Origin of the sequence: Umezawaea endophytica, from assembly GCF_025061645.1 — a bacterium.
Lineage (GTDB): Bacteria > Actinomycetota > Actinomycetes > Mycobacteriales > Pseudonocardiaceae > Umezawaea > Umezawaea endophytica.
On sequence record NZ_JANYMP010000017.1, the window covers coordinates 1 to 20,693 of the forward strand.

At 71.6% G+C, this 20,693-nt stretch carries 21 protein-coding genes; 11 read left to right on the top strand and 10 right to left on the bottom strand.

Annotated features, from left to right (window positions below; all coding sequences use genetic code 11):
* Window positions 1-60: 60 nt before the first annotated feature.
* The gene (locus NZH93_RS30230; RefSeq protein WP_259626650.1) at window positions 61-1,245 is read left to right on the top strand and encodes a PucR family transcriptional regulator; all 1,185 of its coding nucleotides are present in this window, start codon (window positions 61-63) and stop codon (window positions 1,243-1,245) included.
* Window positions 1,246-1,473: 228 nt separating this feature from the next.
* On the opposite strand, the gene NZH93_RS30235 is transcribed toward NZH93_RS30230, so the two are convergent.
* From NZH93_RS30235 to NZH93_RS30245, 3 genes are read right to left on the bottom strand one after another with little or no spacing between them, the layout of a single operon-like run.
* Window positions 1,474-2,898: a nitrilase-related carbon-nitrogen hydrolase gene (locus NZH93_RS30235; RefSeq protein WP_259626651.1), complete on the bottom strand. Its 1,425-nt coding sequence runs from the start codon at window positions 2,896-2,898 to the stop codon at window positions 1,474-1,476.
* Entirely contained in the window at window positions 2,882-3,454 is a 573-nt protein-coding gene (locus tag NZH93_RS30240) for a TetR/AcrR family transcriptional regulator (RefSeq protein WP_259626652.1), read from the bottom strand. Before NZH93_RS30240 ends, NZH93_RS30235 begins: the two co-directional genes overlap by 17 nt.
* A gap of 43 nt (window positions 3,455-3,497) precedes the next feature.
* Window positions 3,498-4,247, bottom strand: a complete 750-nt coding sequence (locus tag NZH93_RS30245) for a methyltransferase domain-containing protein (protein ID WP_259626653.1) — start codon at window positions 4,245-4,247, stop codon at window positions 3,498-3,500.
* Between the two features lie 179 nt (window positions 4,248-4,426).
* Between NZH93_RS30245 and NZH93_RS30250 the strand changes: the two genes are divergently transcribed.
* Window positions 4,427-4,807 carry an STAS domain-containing protein gene (locus tag NZH93_RS30250; protein WP_276024391.1) on the top strand — a complete coding sequence of 127 codons (381 nt, stop codon included), beginning with the start codon at window positions 4,427-4,429 and terminating at the stop codon, window positions 4,805-4,807.
* A 4-nt stretch (window positions 4,808-4,811) separates the two neighbouring features.
* Here the strand turns inward: NZH93_RS30250 and NZH93_RS30255 are convergent, their stop codons facing one another.
* Entirely contained in the window at window positions 4,812-5,978 is a 1,167-nt protein-coding gene (locus NZH93_RS30255; RefSeq protein ID WP_259626655.1) for a trans-sulfuration enzyme family protein, read from the bottom strand.
* Between the two features lie 62 nt (window positions 5,979-6,040).
* Between NZH93_RS30255 and NZH93_RS30260 the strand changes: the two genes are divergently transcribed.
* The 8 genes from NZH93_RS30260 to NZH93_RS30295 all read left to right on the top strand — a co-directional run bounded on the left by NZH93_RS30260 (window position 6,041) and on the right by NZH93_RS30295 (window position 12,079).
* Window positions 6,041-7,492 carry an aminotransferase-like domain-containing protein gene (locus tag NZH93_RS30260; RefSeq protein WP_259626656.1) on the top strand — a complete coding sequence of 484 codons (1,452 nt, stop codon included), beginning with the start codon at window positions 6,041-6,043 and terminating at the stop codon, window positions 7,490-7,492.
* Window positions 7,493-7,646: 154 nt separating this feature from the next.
* The gene (locus NZH93_RS30265; RefSeq protein WP_259626657.1) at window positions 7,647-8,417 is read left to right on the top strand and encodes a putative protein N(5)-glutamine methyltransferase; all 771 of its coding nucleotides are present in this window, start codon (window positions 7,647-7,649) and stop codon (window positions 8,415-8,417) included.
* Between the two features lie 249 nt (window positions 8,418-8,666).
* Window positions 8,667-8,999, top strand: coding sequence for a hypothetical protein (locus NZH93_RS30270; protein WP_259626658.1), 333 nt, complete (start codon window positions 8,667-8,669; stop codon window positions 8,997-8,999).
* A gap of 132 nt (window positions 9,000-9,131) precedes the next feature.
* On the top strand, window positions 9,132-9,398 hold the full coding sequence (locus tag NZH93_RS30275; protein ID WP_259626659.1) for a hypothetical protein: 267 nt from the start codon (window positions 9,132-9,134) through the stop codon (window positions 9,396-9,398).
* Window positions 9,395-10,300 (top strand): FAD:protein FMN transferase, encoded by a 906-nt coding sequence (locus NZH93_RS30280; RefSeq protein ID WP_259626660.1) that lies wholly within the window; start codon window positions 9,395-9,397, stop codon window positions 10,298-10,300. Before NZH93_RS30275 ends, NZH93_RS30280 begins: the two co-directional genes overlap by 4 nt.
* On the top strand, window positions 10,300-10,848 hold the full coding sequence (locus tag NZH93_RS30285) for a ferric reductase-like transmembrane domain-containing protein (protein ID WP_259626661.1): 549 nt from the start codon (window positions 10,300-10,302) through the stop codon (window positions 10,846-10,848). Before NZH93_RS30280 ends, NZH93_RS30285 begins: the two co-directional genes overlap by 1 nt.
* Window positions 10,845-11,867 carry an NADH-ubiquinone oxidoreductase-F iron-sulfur binding region domain-containing protein gene (locus tag NZH93_RS30290; protein ID WP_259626662.1) on the top strand — a complete coding sequence of 341 codons (1,023 nt, stop codon included), beginning with the start codon at window positions 10,845-10,847 and terminating at the stop codon, window positions 11,865-11,867. The genes NZH93_RS30285 and NZH93_RS30290 overlap by 4 nt, the downstream gene beginning before the upstream one ends.
* On the top strand, window positions 11,864-12,079 hold the full coding sequence (locus tag NZH93_RS30295; RefSeq protein WP_259626663.1) for a ferredoxin: 216 nt from the start codon (window positions 11,864-11,866) through the stop codon (window positions 12,077-12,079). The genes NZH93_RS30290 and NZH93_RS30295 overlap by 4 nt, the downstream gene beginning before the upstream one ends.
* Here NZH93_RS30295 and NZH93_RS30300 read toward each other — a convergent pair.
* From NZH93_RS30300 to NZH93_RS30320, 5 genes are all read right to left on the bottom strand, one after another.
* Window positions 12,064-12,627: an EF-hand domain-containing protein gene (locus NZH93_RS30300; RefSeq protein ID WP_259626664.1), complete on the bottom strand. Its 564-nt coding sequence runs from the start codon at window positions 12,625-12,627 to the stop codon at window positions 12,064-12,066. The genes NZH93_RS30295 and NZH93_RS30300 overlap by 16 nt on opposite strands.
* 84 nt (window positions 12,628-12,711) lie before the next feature.
* The gene (locus NZH93_RS30305) at window positions 12,712-14,400 is read right to left on the bottom strand and encodes a dipeptide ABC transporter ATP-binding protein (protein WP_259626665.1); all 1,689 of its coding nucleotides are present in this window, start codon (window positions 14,398-14,400) and stop codon (window positions 12,712-12,714) included.
* A complete protein-coding gene (locus NZH93_RS30310; RefSeq protein WP_259626666.1) occupies window positions 14,397-16,067 on the bottom strand; it encodes an ABC transporter substrate-binding protein in 1,671 nt (556 codons plus the stop codon). Before NZH93_RS30310 ends, NZH93_RS30305 begins: the two co-directional genes overlap by 4 nt.
* A gap of 21 nt (window positions 16,068-16,088) precedes the next feature.
* Window positions 16,089-17,084, bottom strand: coding sequence for an ABC transporter permease (locus tag NZH93_RS30315; protein WP_259626667.1), 996 nt, complete (start codon window positions 17,082-17,084; stop codon window positions 16,089-16,091).
* Complete coding sequence (locus NZH93_RS30320) at window positions 17,084-17,953, bottom strand: ABC transporter permease (RefSeq protein WP_259626668.1); 870 nt, start codon at window positions 17,951-17,953, stop codon at window positions 17,084-17,086. Before NZH93_RS30320 ends, NZH93_RS30315 begins: the two co-directional genes overlap by 1 nt.
* Before the next feature lie 784 nt (window positions 17,954-18,737).
* Here NZH93_RS30320 and NZH93_RS30325 point away from each other — a divergent pair.
* Window positions 18,738-19,346 (top strand): YigZ family protein, encoded by a 609-nt coding sequence (locus tag NZH93_RS30325; protein WP_259626669.1) that lies wholly within the window; start codon window positions 18,738-18,740, stop codon window positions 19,344-19,346.
* 478 nt (window positions 19,347-19,824) lie between these two features.
* On the opposite strand, the gene NZH93_RS30330 is transcribed toward NZH93_RS30325, so the two are convergent.
* Window positions 19,825-20,682 carry a siderophore-interacting protein gene (locus NZH93_RS30330; RefSeq protein ID WP_259626670.1) on the bottom strand — a complete coding sequence of 286 codons (858 nt, stop codon included), beginning with the start codon at window positions 20,680-20,682 and terminating at the stop codon, window positions 19,825-19,827.
* Between the last annotated feature and the right edge of the window lie 11 nt (window positions 20,683-20,693).

Sequence of the window (20,693 nt, forward strand, 5' to 3'; positions counted from 1 at the left end):
GCGATGATCATCACGTCGAATCGGCCGTGCCGGGCGGGACAGGACGGAAGACTCTGGCGCATGGCGGTCAAGAGGCGGAAGTCGTCGGGGGTCGACGTGGCGGCGGTCGCCGCGCGGGCCAGCAGGGACGCGCGCGGGGTACCCGCCGAACTGCTCGACGGCTACCTCGACGTGCTGGCGTCGATCAGCGTGTCCGGGCAGCGGATCGGCGAGGACCAGAAGCGCCTGCGGCACGACATCGGCGGCCGGGCGGCCGAACTGGGCGTGGCGCTGCGGGACCTGATCGACCTGTACCTGACCGCCACGTGGCTCGCGTGGCCGTCGTTGCCGGGGGTGTGCGAGGCGACCGGGAGCGACGGGTTCAAGGCCGTCGGCGAGGCGGTGTTCCGGGCGGCGGACGCGACCGTCGTGGAACTGGCCGAGGGGTACGAGCAGGCGCAGCGGTGGTCGGTCCGGCAGGAGGAGTCGTTCCGGCGCGAGTTCGTCGACGACCTGCTGGACGGCCGCAACCTGGGGCAACTGCCGGAACGGGCGGAGCGCTACGGGTTGCGGCTGGCCGCGAGCCACGTGGTGGCGGTGGTGAGTTCACCAGAGCCGTTCATCGACGGCGGCGGGGTCGCCCGGCAGGTCGAGACGGCGCTGCACCACCGGCTCGGGTCGCGGGACGTGCTGGTGACGACGAAGGACAGCCTGCTCGTCTGCGTCGTGCCCGAGACCCTCGCAGGCGCGGCGGACGAGTTCGTGCGGCAGGTCGGGACGGCCGTGGCCGACGGGACGGGGTGGCGCGCGGGCATCGGCCGGGCGCAGTCGGGACCCGGTGGCGCGGTGCGGTCGTTCGAGCAGGCGAAGAACGCGGTGGGGACGGCCGGGCTGCTCGGACTGCCGGGGCGGGTGCACCGGGCGGCGGACCTGCTGGTGTACCAGGTGCTCCTGCGCGACTCGGCGGCGTTGGCGGAGCTGGTGTCCGTGGTGCTGGAGCCGCTGCGCGTCGCGCGGTCCGGCGCCCGGCCGCTGCTGGACACCCTGTCCGCGTACTTCGCCAGCGGGCGGGTCGCGACGGCGACCGCCAGGGAGCTGAACATCGGCGTGCGCACCGTGACCTACCGGCTGCACCGGGTGAAAGCGCTTACCGGCTACTCGGCCGATGACCCGGAGCAGGGGTTCGCGCTCCACGTCGCCGTGCTGGGCGCGAAACTGCTGGGGTGGCCTTCCTTGCCGGGCACCGGCAAGGAAGGGGCTCCCTAACCGGCCTGTCCACTGCCTGCCCGCGCGCGCCCGTCCACGCCAGGATGGATCGACAACCCGCCGCCTGGGAGGACCCGTGAGACACCTGCACTGGCATTGGCCGCCCGGTATGCCGCAGACGTCGTCCGTCGTGCCCGTCCTGATCGTCATCGCGCTGCTCGTGGTGACGTGGGCCGTGCGCCACCACGCGCTCCTGCGCCTGTTCCAGGACCCCGAATCCCGACGCCGTCAGCCCGCCGAGCGCGTCAAGGTCCCCTCACCGTCCTTTTCGGACGAATCCTTGCGACTCCTGCTCGACCACGACGCGACCACCACCACGACCAGGCAGAGCCAGGCGAACCAGTCGCCCCAACGGGCGTAGGGCGTTGGGCCGTCCGCCACCGGCAGGGTCCCGCTCACCGCGGTGAACGGCGTCGCGGAACCGGTCGCGGCCTGCGCCACCACGCGGCCGGTGTGGTCGCTGAGGGTCAGGTAGCCCAACCGCGCCGCGCGGGCCACGGAGAAGCCGCTCTCGACCCCGCGCAGCGCCTGCACCCTGCTCTGCGACCACGCGTCGACGGTGAAGTCCAGTGCGGGGACCAGGAGCAGCCCCGCCCCCGCCCGGCCGTAGGCCCGGCCGAACTCCGGGTGGCCGAGGTCGGCGCAGATCGCGATGCCGACGCGGCCGTCCGGCGCGAACGCCAGATCGGTGCCCGCCGTGAGCGCGTCCTCCAGGCCGGGCACCAGGTGGTGCTTGCGGTAGACCACCGTGCGCTTCGATAGGTGGTACGCGGCGTTGTGGGTCCGCTCCCCCGTCGTCACCGTCACACCGACCACCAGGTCGACCCCCCTGGTGCGAGCGGCCTCCACCAACGGGTCGATCAACGCGGGCAGGGTCGCCTCGTCGGCCCGGAACCCCTTCTCCGGCAGCACCACGATCCGCGTCCCGTCGTCCGGCGCCGTGCGCAGCCAGTCGACGTACGCGGCCACCAGGTCACGACCCGCCCGCGTGTCGACGCGCACCTCGTCGCGGTCCGTGCGGGCCGAGAGCAGCGTGATCCTCGGCGACGACCGTTCGTCCACTGTGGCCAGTCGCAGCGCGCCGAGGCCGACCGCGAGCCCCACCACCAGGAATCCGGCGGCGGCGACGCGAGGACGGGCCACCGCGAGTGCCGCGGGCAGCGAGGAGACCAGGAAGCTGACACCCCAGCCACCGGTGACCGCGGCGACCTGGAGCACCGGCAGCAGGTCGGACTGCGTGGGCGCCAGGCTCCAGTTCGCCCCGGCCGGGGTGGCGAGGCAGACCAGGTACTCGGCGGCGGCGATGCCCGCCGGGAACGCCACCGCCGCGAGCAGCGCTTGGCCCCGCAGCAGGACGGCACGGAAGAGCAGCACCACACCGGTGAGCAGCAGCGGGAACAGCAGGACCGGGATCGCCAGCAGAGGCACCGGCAGTTCGAGGTCGACGGCGTAGTAGCGCCACGTGTTCGCGCCGCCCAACGAGTACGCGGCGAACGCCGCCACCGCGGCCGAGCGGGCCGGTACCCGTGAGGCGAGCAGGAGGATCGGCAGCGGGGCCAGCCAGGTCAGCCACGGGACGGGCGTGAGGCCGGTGCCGAAGAAGTACAGCGCGGCGGTGGCCAGTACCGCGGAGGCGCTACGCGCGAACGCCATCGAGGACCCTCTCCAGCGCGGTCCGGCACAGCGCGCGGAACTCGGCCTCGGGCGCCGTCAACCGCCCGCCCGCGTGGAGCTGGACCAGGCCGTGCAGCGTGGCCGAGATGACCAGCGCCAACTCCCACACGTCGTCCTGGCGCAGGATCCCGACGCGCATCCCCGAGGTGAGGGCGTCGGCGAGCACGGACAACGTCGGCGAGGCGCTCGCGTCGTCCGGGAACCTCCGCGCCCCGGCGCGCTGCTCGGTGAACAGGAACGTGTACAGGTGCGGCTGCCCGAGGGCGAAGTCCAGGTACAGGTCCAGTGCCTCGTCGAGCTGCCGGTGGAAGTCGGCCGACCAGTCGCGCTCGCCCCAGGTGCGGGCCAGCGCGGCGAAGCTGGTCGCGGCCACCGAGTCGAGGAGGTCCTCCCGGCTGGGGAAGTGCCGGTAGATCGCCATCGGGGTGAGGCCCGCGAGGGTGGCGACCCGCCGCATGGTGACGGCGGCCGACCCCTCGGCGAGCAGGAGGTCGTGGGCTATCGCGGCGATGCGCTCGCCGGTGACTGATGCCATGTATACACCGTAGACCACGTTGTGTACGGCGTATACAACGAATTCAGCCGAGTTTCGTCGCGGTGAGTTGGAACTGCCTGGCGAGGTGCGGGTACGGCGGTCGGGCGGTAACCGCGAGTTCCAGCCGTTCCAGGTCGGCGAAGAACGCCGGATCGGCCTTCGACTGGTCGTCCGCGATGTAGTCGCAGAACGCGCGGATGCCGTAGTGGCCGGTCACGGCGCAGCCGAGCGCGGCCAGCCGGTCGCCGACGTCCTCGGCGGTGTGCAGCGTCATCGTCGCGTCGAACGTGACCGAGCGCGCCTGGTCGGTCTCCAACGCCGTCAACGCCGCCACCGGATCGGTCTCCCGGATCGCGGCGAGCAGGGGCGCCGAGTGCTTGTTCACGGCCATGACCGACAGCAGCCCGCCGGTGCGCAGCGGCTCCAACGCGGAGGCGAGGCACGCGGTCGCGTCGCCCGCGTACTGGACCAGGTTGTGGCACAGCACCACGTCGAACCCGTCCAGGCCGTGGTCCGCGACGTCGGCCTCGACGAGCGCCACGGACACGCCCGCGGCCTCGGCGTCCTCCTTCGCGGCGGCGAGCATCTCCGCGGACCGGTCGACGATCGTCACGTCGTGGCCCCGGCGGGCGAGCGGGACGGCGTCACCACCGTCACCGCCAGCGAGGTCCAGCACCCGCAGCGGGTCCGGGCCGAGGTGGCGGGCGAGGTTGGCCTCGGCGAGCGTGTAGCGCAGGCGCCCCCAGGGGCTTTCGCGCCACTGCCGCCACGCGGTCATCGTGGAGTCCGACATGCCGCCGACGGTAGGCGAACGGCGTTCCCCGGTGCCGCGTGGAGCGCGCCACCGGCCGGTTCGAGGCGTCGTGGCTCGGGGCACGAAACCGGGTCGGCAGCGCACTTCACAGGCGCGTTCACGCACGTCAGAGGCGCTGTAACCCCCTGTCCGGCACGGGTGCGCAACCCGGTCGGGGCATGCGCCCGGCGATCTCGCTCGCTACCCTGGCCACTGTGCAGAGTGCTACAGAAAGGGTTTTTTCCGTCCGCGTAGGGCAGGTCACCGGAGCCACGGTGGTGACCGTCGTCGGTGAGGTCGACCTCGACACCGCGCCTGAACTGGAGTTCCGCGTCACCCGCGCCGCCGCGGCGGCCGACCCGCTCGTCATCGACCTCAGCGGGGTCACGTTCTTCGCCTCGGCGGGCCTCGCGTGCCTGCTCACGGCGCACGGCCAGGGCCACCGGCCGCACCTCGTGCCGTCACCCGCGGTGGCGAAGGTGCTCGCCCTGTCCGACCTGGAGGACTTCCTCCCGCGCAGCGAGTCACTGGCGGACGCGCTGCGCCACCTCGCCCGCTAGCCCGTCACAGCGGGAGGGCCTGCGCGAAGTCCTCCCACACGTCCTCGGCGTCCTCGATGCCGACCGAGACCCGCACCGTGCCTTCGCCGATGCCCGCCGCGAGCAGGGCATCGGCGTCGAGCTGGCGGTGCGAGGAGCTCGCCGGGTGCACCAGGGTGGTCTCGACACCGCCGAGCGACACCGCGAGCTTCGCCAGCCTCACGCCCTTCGTGAACGCGTACCCGGCCTCCCGCCCTCCCGCGAGGTCGAAGACCAGCATGCCGCCGAAGTCCGACAGGTGACCGCGCGCCACCTCGTGGTCGGGGTGGCCCGGGTGGCCCGGCCAGCGCACCGACACGACCGAGGGGTGGGCGGCCAGGCGTTCGGCGAGGACGGCCGCGTTCGCGCAGTGCTGGCGCATCCGCAGCGGCAGCGTCTGGACGCCCCTGATCGTCAGCCAGGCGGCGAACGGGTCCGCCGCCGCCCCCAGTTCCATCGCGTGGTGCCACACCTCGCGGTAGCGCTGGTCCTCGGCGAACACCAGCGCGCCGCCCGTCACGTCGGAGTGCCCGCCGAGGTACTTCGTGGCCGAGTGCAGCACGACGTCCGCGCCGTGCTCGATCGGCCTGCACAGCAGCGGTGTCGCGAAGGTGTTGTCCACCACCGTCACCAGCCCCGCGGCGCGGCCCGCGGCGAGGAACGCGGGCAGGTCCACGACCTTCGTCACCGGGTTCGCGATGGTCTCCAGGTACAACATCCTCGTGGACGGCCGGACCGCCGCCGCGACCTCGGCCGGGTCGTCGCCCGCGATGTAGGTGACGTCGACGCCGAAGCGGGCCGCGAGGTCGTTGAGCATCGCGTACGTGCCGCCGTACAGGCAGCTCTGGGCGATCACGTGGTCGCCCGAGCGCAGCGTGGACATCAGGACGGCGCTGATCGCGCCCATGCCGGACGCCGTGAACACCGCCGCCACCCCGCCTTCGAGGCGCGCCAGGTGGTCCTCCAGCGCGCGGACCGTCGGGTTGGCGTAGCGGCTGTAGACGAACCCGCTGTCCGGTGATTCGAGGGCTTCCGCGAGCGCGTCCGGGTCGTCGAAGGCGAAGTTCGAGGCCTGGTAGATCGGGACGCTGATCGACCGGGAGTTCGGCAGCGTCGGCACTGGCACGTGGACGGCACGGGTGGAAGGGCGCATGACCGCCAGTTTTGGGTGTCACGACGTCCTCCGACAGCGCCAATTCCGGCTAAATTGGTCCGGTGACAGAGCCAATACCGTGGTCGGTCGACCGCCTGGTCGCCCAACTCGGCCGCTGGTCGGTCAGCCGCGGTCCGCTGTACCTGCTGCTCGCCGAACGCCTGCGCCAGCTCATCGACTCGGGCCAGCTACCGCCGCGGGCCGCGCTGCCGCCGGACCGCGTGCTCGCGGGCAGGCTCGCGGTCGGCCGCACGACGGTCGTCGCCGCGTACGACCGGCTGCGCCAGGAGCGCAAGCTGGAACGGCACCAGGGCCGCGGCACGTGGGTCGCGCCCGCGGTGCTGGCCGGTCCGTGGCCGGGGGCGCTGCCGTTGGCGAACCCGCTGTTCGTCAACTACCTGGAACCGGTGGCGGGCGTGATCCCGTTGGCGTGCACCGCCCCGCACGGTCCGCCGCCGGAGCTGACCGAGGCGTTCGGGCGCGCGGTGGCGCGCCTGCCGGGCCAGGACGGCGGCGACATCGGCTACCACCCGACGGGCCACCCCGAACTCCGGTCCGCGCTGGCCGAGCGCTACACCTCGCGCGGGATCCCGACCGCGCCGGAGCAGATCCTGGTGACCACGGGCGGCCAGCAGGCGCTCGCGCTGCTCACCCGGCTGTTCGTCGCCCCCGGCGACACCGTGCTGGTGCAGGGGCCGACCTACCCCGGCGCGCTGGAGCTGTTCCGGGACGCCGCCGCGGTGCTCACGGCACTGCCCGGCGACGACGTCGCGGCGTGGACGACCGCGCTGGCCGACCGGCCCCGGCTCGCCTACCTGAACCCGACGAACCACAACCCGACCGGCGCCACCACGTCCGCGCTGGTCCGGCGCAGGCTGGTGGAGGTCGCGGTGGCGCACGGGGTTCCGCTGGTCGACGACGAGGTGCTCGCCGGGCTGTCGTTCGACGGGTCGCTCCCGCCGGGGCTGGCGGCGTTCGGACCGGCGCTCACCGTCGGGTCGTTCAGCAAGTCGGTGTGGGGCGGGCTGCGCACCGGCTGGATCCGCGCGTCCGAGGGCGAGATCGCCCAACTCGCCAGGATCAAGGCGATCCAGGACCTGGGCAGCCCGGTCCTGGAGCAGCTCGCGGCCGTCGAACTGCTGCCGGTGCTGGACGACGTGACCCGGCGCCGGGGCGCGGAATTGGCGCGGCGGCACGAAGTCCTGTGCGCCGCGCTCGCGGAATCGTTGCCCTCGTGGGACTTCCGCCGCGCCGACGGCGGTCAGTGCCTGTGGGTGCGGCTGCCCTCCGGTGACGCGTCGGCGTTCGCCCAGGTGGCGCTCCGGCACGGTGTGGCCGTGCTGCCGGGCGCCGCGCTGGACGCCGCGGGTGGCGGTACCGACCGGCTGCGAATCCCGTTCACCTCACCACAGGAGGAGGTCACCGACGCCGTCGAGCGGCTCGCGCTGGCGTGGAACGCCTACCAGCGCGCGGACCGCCCCGCTCCGGCGTCGGTCCACGCGATCGTCGTGTGACCGGCGAGCGCTGGTACCGTTCCACCGTCAGCAGCACCGACCTAGGAGGTGGGAACCCCATGACCGCTCGTCCAGGTCGGGTGCTCGCCCACCGCGCGGTCCGCTAGACCGCGGGAGAGCGCCCGTTCGGCACCCCCGAAAGGCACGTCTCCCCATGGTTCCACCGCTTTCCGCCATCATCGCCCGCCTGCGCGCCGTCGGCTGCGTGTTCGCCGAGGACGAGGCCCGCCTGCTCGTCGACGCGGCCGGGTCACCCGCCGAGCTCGACGCGATGGTCGCCCGCCGCGTCGAGGGCCTCCCGCTGGAGCACGTGCTCGGCTGGGCGGAGTTCTGCGGCCTGCGCGTCCTGGTCGACCCCGGCGTCTTCGTCCCCCGGCGGCGCACCGAGTTCCTGGCGCGGCGGGCGGCGTCCCTCGCGCGGCCCGGCTCCGTTGTCGTGGACCTGTGCTGCGGATCGGGCGCGGTCGGCGCGGTGGTCGCCTCACTGGTCGAGGGCGTCGACCTGTTCGCCGCCGACATCGACCCCGCCGCCGTCCGGTGCGCTCGCCGCAACATCCCCGGCGACCAGGTGTACGAGGGTGACCTGTACGCGCCGCTGCCGCTGGGGCTGCGCGGCCGGATCGACGTGCTCGTGGCCAACACGCCGTACGTGCCGACCGGGGCCATCGGCACGATGCCGCCGGAGGCCCGTGACCACGAGCCGCTGGTGGCGCTGGACGGCGGCGGTGACGGCCTGGACGTCCAGCGGCGCGTGGCCGCGGACGCCCCGAAGTGGCTCGCGCCCGGCGGACACCTGCTCGTGGAGACCGGTGAACGGCAGGCGCCGCACGCCGCCGAAGTGTTCGCCAGGTCCGGTTTGGAACCGCGGGTGGTGTCGTCGGAGGAACTGGACGCGACCGTCGTGATCGGCGTCAGGCCCGTCTGATCTAATTGTGGCGAACGTCATTCCACCTATTGTTGCATCGGCAATTGCTCGGCCGTTCGATCCGAGCTGATGCACGCACCGATGCACGTGCACTCTGCACGTGCGTAAGCCTTTGACCTGCAATGATGCCATTCCGCACTATTCGGTCTCAATAGCATTCGGCCGCTTGCCGAGATCCGCCAACCGCTCGGCGACAGACCCCCATCCCCCGATGGATTTCCCCGGACGGAGTGCGGCACCATTGGCACCATGATCGATCGGGAACCGTTGTCGAGCGACCTCGGCGATTTGCGCAACGACCCCGTGCGGCCTGTGCGGAAGACCATCACCCTGCACGACCGCGGCGTGGCGGCGCCCAGGTCGGTCGCGCTGCTGCCCACCCCGGCGCCCGCGCCGGTCCGGCCGCCGGAGCCGGAGGTGCGGACCCGCTGGCGCGTCACCCCGCGGGTCGTCGGCGTGCTCGTCCTGTTCGGCGGCCTCGCCGCGGTGATCGTGACCGCTTTCGGCGTGAGCGGAGTGCTGATGCTCATCGGCCTCTGCGTCGCGCTTCGATTGATGTGGACCGACAGGGCAGGTCGGTAGCACGTCACCCGGAAGCCGCGTCCACGGTTCGTGGACGCGGCTTCCGCTTGTACGCGGCTCACAAGGAACGCACAGCCCTCTCCCAGGAACCCCGTCGACCATCGGGGTGGACCAGGAGAGGACACGCCAGCGATGAACGACACCCAAGCCAGGATCGGCCGTCGTGCCGAGGGGAACCGCCGGGTCGGCCGGGCGACCGCGTGGACAGCCGCCGCCTGCACCGCGCTCGCGACCCTGTTCGGCGTCGTGTTCGCCACGGGCACGACGGACGCCCAGTCGGACACCGGGACGAGCACGTCGACGGGATCGTCCACTGACGGCGGCGATTCCCTGCAAGCCCCCGATTCCGCCCCGGAGCAGGGGTCGGGCAGTGCGCACACCGGGTCCGGTGGGTCGTGACGCACGTCGTGGAGTTCCCCGTGTGGGGCACGACGGCCGTGCTCGCCGTCACCGACCACCCGGTCGAGGCCGAACGGCTGCTGCGGGCCGTGCTGGACGACGTCGACCAGGCGTGCAACCGCTTCCGGGCCGACTCGGAGCTGTCGAGGCTGCCGTCCGGACGCGCTGTGCCGATCGGGCCGGTGCTCGCCGAAGCCCTCACCGTCGCGCTGCGCGCCGCGCGGCTCACCGACGGGCTCGTCGACCCGACGGTCGGCGGCGCGATCCGGGCGCTCGGCTACGACCGGGACTTCGCCGCGATCGTGGACGGACCCCTGGTCCCCCAACGGGTTCCGGGCTGGCACCGGGTCCTGCTCGACGCGGACCGCGGTGAAGTCCTGCTGCCCCATGGGATCGAGGTGGACCTCGGCGCGACGGCCAAGGCGCTGGCCGCGGATCGGGCGGCCCGCGCCATCTCCGTGATGGTCGGCTGCGGGGTGCTGGTGTCGCTCGGCGGCGACGTCGCCGTGGCGGGCGAGACGCCCGCGGGCGGGTGGCGGGTCGCGATCGGCGACGACCACCGGACCGCCGTCGCCGATCCCCAGACCGTGGTCGCGGTCCGGCGCGGCGGACTGGCGACGTCGAGCACCACGCGGCGGACCTGGCTGCGTGACGGCGTTCCGCAGCACCACATCGTCGACCCGCGCACCGGACTGGCCGCCGACGTCGTGTGGCGGACCGCCACCGTCGCCGCTGGCACGTGCGTGGACGCGAACACCGCCGCCACGGCCGCGATCGTCCTGGGCCACGACGCTCCCGAGTGGTTGGCCGCGCGCGGTCTGCCCGCCCGGCTGGTGTCGGCGGCGGGTGCCGTGCTCGCGGTCGGCGGCTGGCCCGCCGACCGGGAACGGCAGGCGGCGTGATGGGCGAGGCGCTGTGGTTCGCCAGCCGCGCCTGCGGTCTGCTGGCGCTGGTGCTGCTCACCGGGACGTTCGTGCTCGGCCTGCTCACCAGCGGCAGGCAGGCCACGGTCGCGTGGCCGCGCTTCACGATCGCCGCGCTGCACCGGAACCTGTCGCTGCTGGCGCTGGTGTTCCTGGCCGTCCACATCACCACCGCGATCGTCGACGGGTACGTGGCGCTGGACTGGGTCGACGTGGTGGTGCCGTTCGTGTCGGACTACCAGCCGTTCTGGATCGGCCTCGGCGCGGTCGCGGTCGACGTGCTGCTGGCGGTCGTGGTCACGAGCCTGCTGCGCACCAGGGTGCCGCCGCGGGTGTGGCGGGCGCTGCACTGGACCGCGTACGCGTGCTGGCCGATCGCGGTCGCGCACGGCTTCGGCATGGGTGACGCGGATCTGTGGTGGGTGTGGGCGTTGAACGGCCTGTGCGTCGTGGCGGTGCTGGCCGGACTCGTCTGGCGTGCGCAGCGGACGCACCCGGACACGAGGGCGAGGGTGGAAGCGCGATGAGGTTGTTGACCAACGGTCCACTGACCCCGTTGGCGGTCCCCGATCGGGTGACGCTGATCAACGAGGTACTCGCCTCAGGCCTGCGCGGCCGTGGCGGCGGGGGCTTCCCCACCGGCCGCAAGCTCCAGGCGGTCACCGGGCGCAAGCGGGTCGTCGTGGCGAACGGCTGCGAGGGCGAACCGGACAGCCTTAAGGACCGGGTGCTGCTCAGGCGGTCTCCGCACCTGGTGTTCGACGGGATCCAGGCCGCGCGCCACGCGATCGGCGCCACCGACGCCGTGCTGTGCGTGCACGAGGGCAGTCCGCTGGTAGCGGCTCTGCGCCCCACCGCGGCGGCTCGCGGTGTCCGCGTCGTCGAGGTGCCCCGGCGGTACGTCGCGAGCGAGGAGTCGGCGCTGGTGAACTTCCTCGCCGGTGGCGCGGCGAAGCCGACCGTGAGCCCGCCGCGCCCCACCGAGCGTGGGGTGCTGGTGGACAACGTGGAGACGTTGGCGCACCTGGCGGTCGTGGCCAGGATCGGCGCGGAGGCGTTCCGCGCCAGGGAGACGACGCTGGTCACCACCCCCACCGGTGTGCACGAGGTGCCGGTGACGACCAGGCTCGCCGACCTGGTCACGGGCCCGGTGCTCGCGGGCGGGTACGGCGGGGTGTGGCTGGCGGACGCGGGTGGCCTCACCGTCGGCGAGGCGCCGGGCGTCGCCGTCTTCCGCTCGCCGCGCGAGTGCGGGGTCCGCGACACCGCGGCGATCCTGGCCTACCTCGCGGCCGAGTCGGCCCGCCAGTGCGGACCGTGCATGTTCGGCCTGCCCGCCATCGCCGCCGACTTCGCCGCGCTGGCCGACGGCGTGCCCGGAGCACTCGACCGCCTGCGCCGCAGGCTGCCGGTCGTGACGGGGCGCGGCGCGTGCGCCCACCCGGACGGCGCGGTCCGGATGGCCGCGAGCGCGCTGGCCGTGTTCGCCGACGACGTCACGGCCCACGCCACCGGCGCGGGCTGCACCACGAGGAGGACCGCGTGAGCTCGCTCGACCTGGACCCCATCGCCTGCCGCGCCCACGGCCTGTGCGCCGACCTGCTCCCGGAGGTGGTCGACCTGGACGAGTGGGGCTACCCGCTGCTCCACGGCGACACCCTGCCCGCCCACCTCGTCCCCGCGGCCCGCCGAGCCGCGTCGGCCTGCCCGGCGCTGGCCCTCCGGGTCACCGAGCGGTCCCGTCAGCGGTCGGCTTGACTCAACTGCGGCAGGTCGAAGTCGCCGAACACCCAGGTGCCGGGGGCTTCCGGGTCGTCACCAGCCCAGAACTCGGCCCACAGCAGGGCGAACTCCTCCTGGGTGAGGCGGCCGTCGCCGTCCAGATCGAGCCGGGCGAACACCTCGTCGGTGTCGGTCCGGCGGCCGGTCCACGCCTCGATGAGCTGCCGGTACTCCCCGGCGGTGATCTCGTTGTCCGCGTTCTCGTCGATGGCCTCGAACATGACCCGCGCGGTGGCGGTGACCACGTCCAGCATGGCGGGCAGGCGGTCCACCACGAGGAGGACCTCGTCGGGGGTGACCTTGTCGTCGCGGTTGGTGTCGGACGCGGCGAGCAGGGTCTCCCACCAGCCCATCATGATCGCCGACAGCCGTTGGTGGTCGCGGGTGCCCGGCGCCGCGCGGCGCAGCTCCGTCCACCTCATCGTCAACTCGGTGAAGTCGGACTCGGTCAGGAACCCGTCGCCGTCGGTGTCCATCGCCTCGAACACGACGGCGACCTTGCGTCTCTGGAACTCACTCGCCATGCCACACAAGGTGACCCCTGAGGCCCCACTACGACAATTGGCCACTCGGGTTCCACCGACTACACGACCAGGTGACGCAGACCGTTACTCCGAGTGCCCGAGCGCCAGCCAGGCCTCCCGGCGTTCCCGCTGCCGGACGGGGTCCGCGACCGGCGCCGCGGCCAGCAGCCGTCGCGTGTACGGGTGCAGCGGCTCGGTCAGCACGTCGCCCGCGGGCCCGGTCTCCACGACCCGACCCCGGTAGAGGACGGCGACCCGATCGGCCAGCCGTTCGACCACGGCGAGGTCGTGGCTGATGAACAGGCAGGCGAACCGTAGTTCGGCCTGCAACGACCGGAACAGGTCGAGCACGCGGGCCTGGACGGACACGTCGAGCGCACTGGTCGGCTCGTCGGCGATCAGCAGTTCCGGGTCCAGCGCGATGGCCCGTGCGATGCCGACGCGCTGCCGCTGCCCGCCGGACAACTCGTGCGGGTAGCGCTCGCGCAACGACGGCGAGAGCTGCACGGCGTCCAGCAGCTCGTCGACCCGGCGAGCGAGCGCGGCGCCGCGCAGGGAGCCGTGCAGCAGCAACGGGGACGCGACGCTGCGGGCGATGGTGGCCCGCGGGTTCAACGACGACGCCGGGTCCTGGAACACCATCCCGATCCGCCCGCGCGCCCGCTTCAGCGCCCGTCCGCGCAACCGGGAGAGGTCCTGCCCCGTCAGGCCGACCAGGCCCGCGCTCGGCGCGACGAGACCCGTGACCGCGCCCGCGATGCTGCTCTTGCCCGACCCCGACTCCCCCACCAGGCCGAGCACCTCGCCCCGACCGACGTGCAGCCCGACGCCGTCGACCGCGCGGAACCGCCCGTAGGAGACGGAAAGCCCGGTCAGCACGAGCACCGGGTCGTCGCCGGGTTCGTCCGGTGTGGACAGATCCGGCTCGGTCACGGCGACGTGCGCACCCCGTGCCACGACACCGGGCGAGACCTCGACGGCGGCGGGCAGGTCGACGGGCGGCGGGGTGCTCAGGGACACCACAGCGGCCAGCAGCGACCGCGTGTACTCGTGCTCGGGGGCGCCGAAGACGTCCGCCACCGGCCCCTGCTCGACCACCCGGCCGTCGTGCATCACGACGACCCGGTCGGCCAGGTCCGCGACCACGCCCATGTCGTGCGTGATCAGCAGGATCGCCGCGTCGAGCCTGCCCCGCAGGTCCCGCAGCAGCTCCAGGATCTCCGCCTGCACGGTCACGTCCAGCGCGGTGGTCGGCTCGTCGGCGATCAGCAACGACGGCTCGTTCGCCACGGCCATCGCGATCACCACCCGCTGCAACTGCCCGCCGGACAGCTCGTGCGGGTACTTCCGCCGGGCCGTGGAAGGCAGTCCCACCAACGACAGCAGCTCGACCGTGCGCTGCTTCGCCTGCGCCGTCGTGCGTTCGCCGTGGGCGCGAACCACCTCGGCGAGCTGGTCGCCGATCCGGAACACCGGATTGAGCGCGGTCATGGGTTCCTGGAACACCATGCCGATCTCGCCGCCGCGCACGGCCCGCAACTCGCCCGCGGACAACGTGAACAGGTCGCGCCCGGCGAGCAGGGCCCGGCCGGTGACCGTCGCGGTGCCGGGCAGCAGGCCCAGCAGCGACATCGCGGTCACCGTCTTGCCGGAGCCCGACTCGCCGACGACGGCGAGCACCTCCCCCGCCGCCAGCGAGTAGCTGACCTCGCTGGCGGCGGGGGCGTCGAACGCCACGGAAACGTCCTCCAGGCGCAGGAGTGGCGACGTCACTTGGAGATACCGGCCTGGAGGTAGTTCGGGTAGGACGGGAAGTCGGCGATGAAGAAGTTCGCGACCTTGGAACCGTGCAGGAACGAGTTGCGCGTGTAGATCAGCGGCACGACCGGCGAGTCGCCGAGGATCTTCTTGTCCAGCTCGACCCACTTCTTGCCCGCGGCGGCCGGGTCGACCTCGCTCTGCGCGGCCTCGATCAGCTTGTCCACGTCGGGGTTGCTGTAGCGGGAGATGTTGTACCCGCCGCCACCGATCTCCGACGACGCGAACAGCGGCTGGATGTTGGCGTTGGCGCTGGGGAAGTCCGGTTGCCACGAGCTGAGCGTGAGGTCGTAGACGGCGTCCTTCGCCTGGTTCGTCTCGGCCTCGTAGGCGTCGCTGTCCAGCACCCGGATGTTCACCTTGATGTTCGCCTTGGCGAGCGCGGCCTGGATCGCCTGGGCCTTGTTGGGCCCGTCGTTGCTCTTGGAGACCACGAAGTCCAGGTTCTCCAGCCCGTTGGGGAACCCGCCCTCGGTGAGGAGCTGCTTGGCCTTCTCCGGGTCGCCGGTGGGCTGCGTCTGGTAGAGGTCGAACTGCTCGCGGCCCGCGATGCCCTGCGTGATCAGCGTGGTGGCGGTGTCACCCGCGAGCTGGGCGCTGCCCGCCGACGCGATCTGGTACGAGGTCTTGTCCACCGCGTACTGGAAGGCCTGGCGCACCTTGGGGTTCGTCAGCTTCTGCGTGTTGAGCGCGAGGTAGGCGAGCGCGCCGGACTTCGACGTGACGAGCCGCTGCTTCGCGGAGGCGTTGCCCTGCAACTGGGCGAGCTGGGCGGGCGAGGCGAACGAGGAGCCGAACGCCTCCTTGTCGTCGCCGCTGTCCGCGACGAGCCGCTGCGACACGACCGACGCGTCCTGGCCGAGCTGGAACAGGACCTCGTCCGGCAGACCGCCGCGGATCTGGTCGGAACCCTTGTCCCAGTTGGTGTTGCGGGTCAGGCGGACCTTCACGCCGCGCTGGTACTCGGCGATCTGGTAGGGGCCGGACGCGACCGGGTGCTCGCCGTAGTCGGGCTCGGCGCCCTTGCCCTCGGGGACCGGCGCGAACGCCGGGGTGCTGGCGATCCACGGCCAGTCGCCGTACGGGCGGGTCAGGCGGAAGACGATGGTCTTGTCGTCCGGGGTCTCGATGGAGTCGAGGCCCTTGCCCTCGAACGGCCCGCGGTAGTCGGCACCGCCGACGAGGAGCTGCTTGTGGTAGCCGAGACCGCCGGAGAACGCGGGCGCGTAGGTGCGCTCGACGCCCCACTTGACGTCCTTGGAGCGGATCGGCGTGCCGTCGCTGAACTTCAGCCCGTCCTTGAGGGTGAACGTCCAGGTCTTGCCGCCGTCGGACGCCTTGCCGGTGTCACCGAGGTCCGGCACGACCTCCGCCTGCTTGCCCTCGGCGTTCTGCCAGCCGGTGAGCCTGCGGTGCACGTAGCCCAGCGAGGTGATCGGCAGGCTGCTGCTCTTGGCCGGGTCGTAGTTGACCGTCTGCCCCTCGTTGAGGATGCGCAGCGTGCCGCCCTGTTCGGCCTTGGCGGTGTCCGCGCCTGTCGTCTTGGGGTCGTTGGCGCCGCACGCGGCGAGCAGGGCGACCGCCGCCACGACCGGGACCAGTCTGTGCGCTTGCTTCGACATTCTCTTCTCCCGCAGGGGTTTTCAGGTGAGACGGGCTCGTGGGTCGAGCGCGCCGTAGCAGAGGTCGACCAGGACGTTCGCCAGGACGATGAGGAAGGCGGAGAACAACGTGCAGCCGAGCAGCAGCGGCAGGTCCCGCTGGTTCACCGCGTCGGTCAGCAGGCTGCCGAGGCCGGGCAGGCTGAACACCCGTTCGGTGATCACCGCGCCGCCGAGCAGCGAGCCGAGGTCGATGCCGAACACCGTGACGACCGGCAGCAGGACGTTGCGCAGCGCGTGCCTGCCGACGACCTTGGACTCGCGCAGCCCGTTGGCGCGGGCCGTGCGGATGTAGTCCTCCCCCAGCGTTTCCAGCATCTGCGAGCGAGTCAGCCGGATGTAGACCGCCGCGTGCGAGAACGCCAGCACGCTCCAGGGCAGCACGAGGTGCCACGCCCAGTCGACCGGGCTCTCGGCGAACGGCACGTACCCGCCGACCGGGACCACGTCGAGGGTGAACCCGAGGACGAGGATCCCCAGCAGCCCCACCAGGTACACCGGCGCGGACACCCCGGCGACCGAGCCCGCGAGGGTGATCCGGTCCCACACCGTGCCGCGGCGCAGCGCGGAGAACACGCCCGCGCCGACCCCCGTGACGAGCCACAGCAGCGCCGCGCCGACGGCGAGCGAGACCGTGACCGGCAGGCGTTCGGTGATGAGCACGACCACGTCGGCGTTCTGCTGGAACGAGTAGCCGAAGCACGGTGCGGCGCAGTGGATCGAGGTCGCGCCGACGCCGAACGTCCGGCCCGTCACGATGCCGCCGAGGAAGTCCAGGAACTGCCGCCAGGCGGGGTCGTCCAGCCCCATGAACTCCCGTGCCAGTGCCAGGTTCTGCTCGGTGCACGGACGGCCGCACGAAAGCTGCGCCGGGTCGGACGGCACGAGGTAGAAGACCACGTAGGTGACGAACACGACGACGAGCAGCACCAGCAGGGTCCCCGCGAGGCGGGCGGCGACGAACTTGAGGGTGCGCATCAGCGTCGCACTTCCGTCTTGGGGTCGAGCGCGTCGCGCAGGCCGTCACCGAACACCGTGAACCCCCAGGTGGCCAGGAACAGCGCGCCACCGGGGAAGAACAGGAACATCGGGTCGGTCACCACCCACTCGACGGCCGTGCTGATCGCGCGGCCCCAGCTCGGCGTGGGTTGCGGGATGCCGACGCCGAGGAACGACAGCGCCGCCTCCAGACCGATCTTGCCGGGGATCGACAGCGTCGCCACGACGATGATCGGCGCCCACAGGTTCGGCAGCAACTCGGCCCGGAACACCTGCCGCGGACTGGCGCCGAGGATGCGCGCGGCGGACACGAAGTTCCGCTTCTTCAACGTCAGCACCTGCGCCCGCACGATCCGGGCGATGGACGGCCAGCCGAAGAAGCCGATCACCACGATCAGCAGCAGCGGCCGAGACACGGAGCTGGGCACCACCGCGCCCAGCGCGATCATGAACACCAGGTACGGGAAGCCGAGGAACACGTCGGCGATCCACGTGACGACCCGATCGACCCAGCCACCGAGATACCCGGCCCCAGCTCCGATCAGAACGCCCAGCACCACCGACACCGCCGTCGCGGCCAACCCGATCAGGAACGACGTGCGAGCACCGTGAACCACGATCGCGAACAGATCACGCCCGCTCAACGGCTCAACCCCGAACCAGTGCTCCCCGCTCACACCACCAAGAGCACCGGCCGGACCACCGGTCTGCGGGTCGAGCACCTCGGACCGGTAGGTGTACGGGTCCTGCCCCTCGATCGCGGTGAGCAGATCCGCGGCCACGGCAGCAACACCGAGCACCGCGACCGTGATCGCGCCCGCGAGCGCCCACCGATCCCGACGCAACATGGCCCTGATGGCCGCGCCAACCGACCGGGCCGGAACCCCGACGTGTTCTGACAACGTTGACCTGCCTGTAGGTGAGCCGGACGATCGGTCACGATAGGCAAGTTCGCAGCGCTAAGGACCACCTCCCACAATGTGAGACAACCACCGGCTCCGCAGAGCCGCGGCATGGCAGACCTACGCCACTTCACAGCCGCACAGCAGCCTCGACAACGTCGTGAGCAGCACCAACACCCCACCCATCAGGCCGGTTACCAACACCGAACCCACCGGCAGAGTTGCCCAACCCGAGCACCAAAACGTTCACCCAGCCGGACGAACACCACCAGGGAGACCGAGAACACCACCCCCTAACCCACCCGCCGCACAACACCACCCACCATTCAGCTCCGCACGCCGTGCACCTCCTCTCGCCCTCAAGTTCGGCCCGCCGTTCCACTCGGCCCGTCGCTTAACTCCGCTCGCCGGTTAACTCGGCCCGCCGCACAGCCCGGTACCAAGCGACCCGTCCGGCACCTCCGGACTCCCTGGTAACCCCGTGCACCACGGACTCGTACAACAACCGTGCCCACAACGGGCCTCCTGCACCCAATGCCCCACAGAAGCCCGGCCTCTGCCACCCACTCCCCACAGAACGCCGAGTCCCCTTCCCTCCTCCCTCCTCCAACCATCCGACCCCACCAACCTGCCCACCAACGTCACACCGATCCCGCACCACCACCGGCAGACCTCCACCTCACGCCGTCCCACAACCACTCCCAGGCGCGGAGTCGTCGATACTGATGCGATGCGGGTGATCGCACGCGATGGCGTCCACGAGATCGAGATCCAACGATCTCGTTTCCTGTGCAGCGTCGGCCGAGTAAACGACGAGACCGAAGCCACGGCCTTCATCGCCGCTGTGCGCAAGGAACACTGGTCCGCCAACCACAACTGCTCTGCGTTCCGGGTGGACGGCACGCAGCGCTCCAGCGACGACGGCGAACCCGCGGGCACAGCCGGAGTCCCGATGCTGGAAATCCTCATCCGACGCGACCTGACCAACACGGTAGCCGTGGTCACCCGCTACTTCGGCGGCATCAAACTAGGCGCAGGCGGCCTAGTACGCGCCTACGGCCGCGCCGTCTCCGAAGCGGTCGACGCGATCGGCACCCTCGAACGAGCCAGGTTCGCCACGTTCGCGATCACGGTCGACCACGCCGACGCAGGCAGACTGGAGAACGCCCTGCACGCCGCAGGCCACCGAGTAGCAGGCGTCGCCTACGACCGACGCGCCACGATCACCGTGCACGTCCCCGAAGCGAACACCACCCCGTTCCACGACTGGCTGGCATCCCAGACCGCAGGCACGGCCACAGCCGAACCCGGCCCACCGATCGACCTGGACGTCCACTAAGGCGTCCGCCCACCCCCTCTCCATCTCAACCAGACAGCCAAGACCTCAACCAAAGCCGAGGTTCACCCTCGACAAACCCACCGATCACCAACGCTCGCCCTCACACCGCCCAGCACACGACCACCCAGCCGGGATCACACCCAACGACGAAGCCGTCGCCACACCCGACCACTCGCGCCGGACACGCGCGCCGAACACCCCGGCGGACGGCTCCATCCCGGCAACTCTCCGGTGCACCAGGAGCTACCAATCTCGGACAGCGTCCATAACCAAGCGGTTCGCGGACAGCCTCCAGGACCAAGCCGATCGCACACGTTCCGCGGCCCACAACCCAGTCAGGTGAACCACCAGTCCCGCACACGAATCGCCATCTGCACCCGAACGCCCGCCCACACGGCACACTCACCGCACAGCGCTCACCCACCACCCCCGAGGGATCTCGATCGCGAGTCGAACTCCCGCCGAAGGCGACGTTCTGCTACTGAGCAGCGGCTAGTCGTTCATTGGCCTCCTCGATGTCGTCCTGGGTCGGCGCGTCGTCCTGGGACAGGGACAAACGCCAGTGGCCGGTGAAGTCGATCGACGACGTCGGCAGACCTCGATCGTCGATCAGGTGACGCCGGAGCGTACGCACCGCCCCGGCTTCGCCCGCCAACCAGGCGAAAGGAACACCCGCAGGCAAGGTGGCTGCCGCAAGCGCGTCCACCAGCAAAGCGCCCGGAGGTGCCGTGCTGTCGTCCCGGTCCAGCCAGTGCACGGCGGCGTTGCCCGGCAGGACCTGGTGTTCGGCCTCGTCCGCCACCTCGACGTACGCCACCGCTGACGTGCCGTCGGAAACCCCTTCGAGGATCGAGGTGATCGCTGGCAGAGCGGTGGCGTCGCCCACCAGCAGGAGCCAGTCGGCCTGATCGATGGACGTCGTGAGCGAAGTGGGTCTCGCGAACGTGGCGGACGGACCGAACATGCTGAGAACAGCCCCTGGGCGAGCTGTTTCAGCCCACCGGGTCGCGGGACCCGCGTGGTCGTCGAGGACGAAGTCGATGTCGACCGTGGCGCTGTCCGGGTGGTGGGCGCGGATCGTGTAGCTGCGCATCCACGGTCTCTCCGGTTCGGGAATCGCGCTGTACGCCTGGTACCAACTCATGAAGTCGGTGTCCGGCGACGGCAGAACAGGACGCGACTGACCAGGTCTGGGGAAGTAGAGCTTGACCTGTTGATCGAGTTCCACCGACGCGTAGTCGGCCAGGTCGGCACCGCCGAAGGTGACGCGCGCCATGCGCGGGGTGATTCGACGGACGGCGACGACTTCGAGTTGACGGATCGGTAACTGCTGCACGGGGGTCCTTC

What these genes read in the sequence shown, in the direction of transcription:
- NZH93_RS30230 (WP_259626650.1), top strand. Translation starts at nt 61, where the DNA reads ATGGCGGTCAAGAGGCGGAAGTCGTCGGGGGTCGACGTGGCGGCGGTC.
- NZH93_RS30235 (WP_259626651.1), bottom strand. Translation starts at nt 2,898, where the DNA reads ATGGCGTTCGCGCGTAGCGCCTCCGCGGTACTGGCCACCGCCGCGCTG.
- NZH93_RS30240 (WP_259626652.1), bottom strand. Translation starts at nt 3,454, where the DNA reads ATGGCATCAGTCACCGGCGAGCGCATCGCCGCGATAGCCCACGACCTC.
- NZH93_RS30245 (WP_259626653.1), bottom strand. Translation starts at nt 4,247, where the DNA reads ATGTCGGACTCCACGATGACCGCGTGGCGGCAGTGGCGCGAAAGCCCC.
- NZH93_RS30250 (WP_276024391.1), top strand. Translation starts at nt 4,427, where the DNA reads ATGCGCCCGGCGATCTCGCTCGCTACCCTGGCCACTGTGCAGAGTGCT.
- NZH93_RS30255 (WP_259626655.1), bottom strand. Translation starts at nt 5,978, where the DNA reads ATGCGCCCTTCCACCCGTGCCGTCCACGTGCCAGTGCCGACGCTGCCG.
- NZH93_RS30265 (WP_259626657.1), top strand. Translation starts at nt 7,647, where the DNA reads ATGGTTCCACCGCTTTCCGCCATCATCGCCCGCCTGCGCGCCGTCGGC.
- NZH93_RS30270 (WP_259626658.1), top strand. Translation starts at nt 8,667, where the DNA reads ATGATCGATCGGGAACCGTTGTCGAGCGACCTCGGCGATTTGCGCAAC.
- NZH93_RS30275 (WP_259626659.1), top strand. Translation starts at nt 9,132, where the DNA reads ATGAACGACACCCAAGCCAGGATCGGCCGTCGTGCCGAGGGGAACCGC.
- NZH93_RS30285 (WP_259626661.1), top strand. Translation starts at nt 10,300, where the DNA reads ATGGGCGAGGCGCTGTGGTTCGCCAGCCGCGCCTGCGGTCTGCTGGCG.
- NZH93_RS30290 (WP_259626662.1), top strand. Translation starts at nt 10,845, where the DNA reads ATGAGGTTGTTGACCAACGGTCCACTGACCCCGTTGGCGGTCCCCGAT.
- NZH93_RS30300 (WP_259626664.1), bottom strand. Translation starts at nt 12,627, where the DNA reads ATGGCGAGTGAGTTCCAGAGACGCAAGGTCGCCGTCGTGTTCGAGGCG.
- NZH93_RS30310 (WP_259626666.1), bottom strand. Translation starts at nt 16,067, where the DNA reads ATGTCGAAGCAAGCGCACAGACTGGTCCCGGTCGTGGCGGCGGTCGCC.
- NZH93_RS30315 (WP_259626667.1), bottom strand. Translation starts at nt 17,084, where the DNA reads ATGCGCACCCTCAAGTTCGTCGCCGCCCGCCTCGCGGGGACCCTGCTG.
- NZH93_RS30320 (WP_259626668.1), bottom strand. Translation starts at nt 17,953, where the DNA reads ATGTTGCGTCGGGATCGGTGGGCGCTCGCGGGCGCGATCACGGTCGCG.
- NZH93_RS30325 (WP_259626669.1), top strand. Translation starts at nt 18,738, where the DNA reads ATGCGGGTGATCGCACGCGATGGCGTCCACGAGATCGAGATCCAACGA.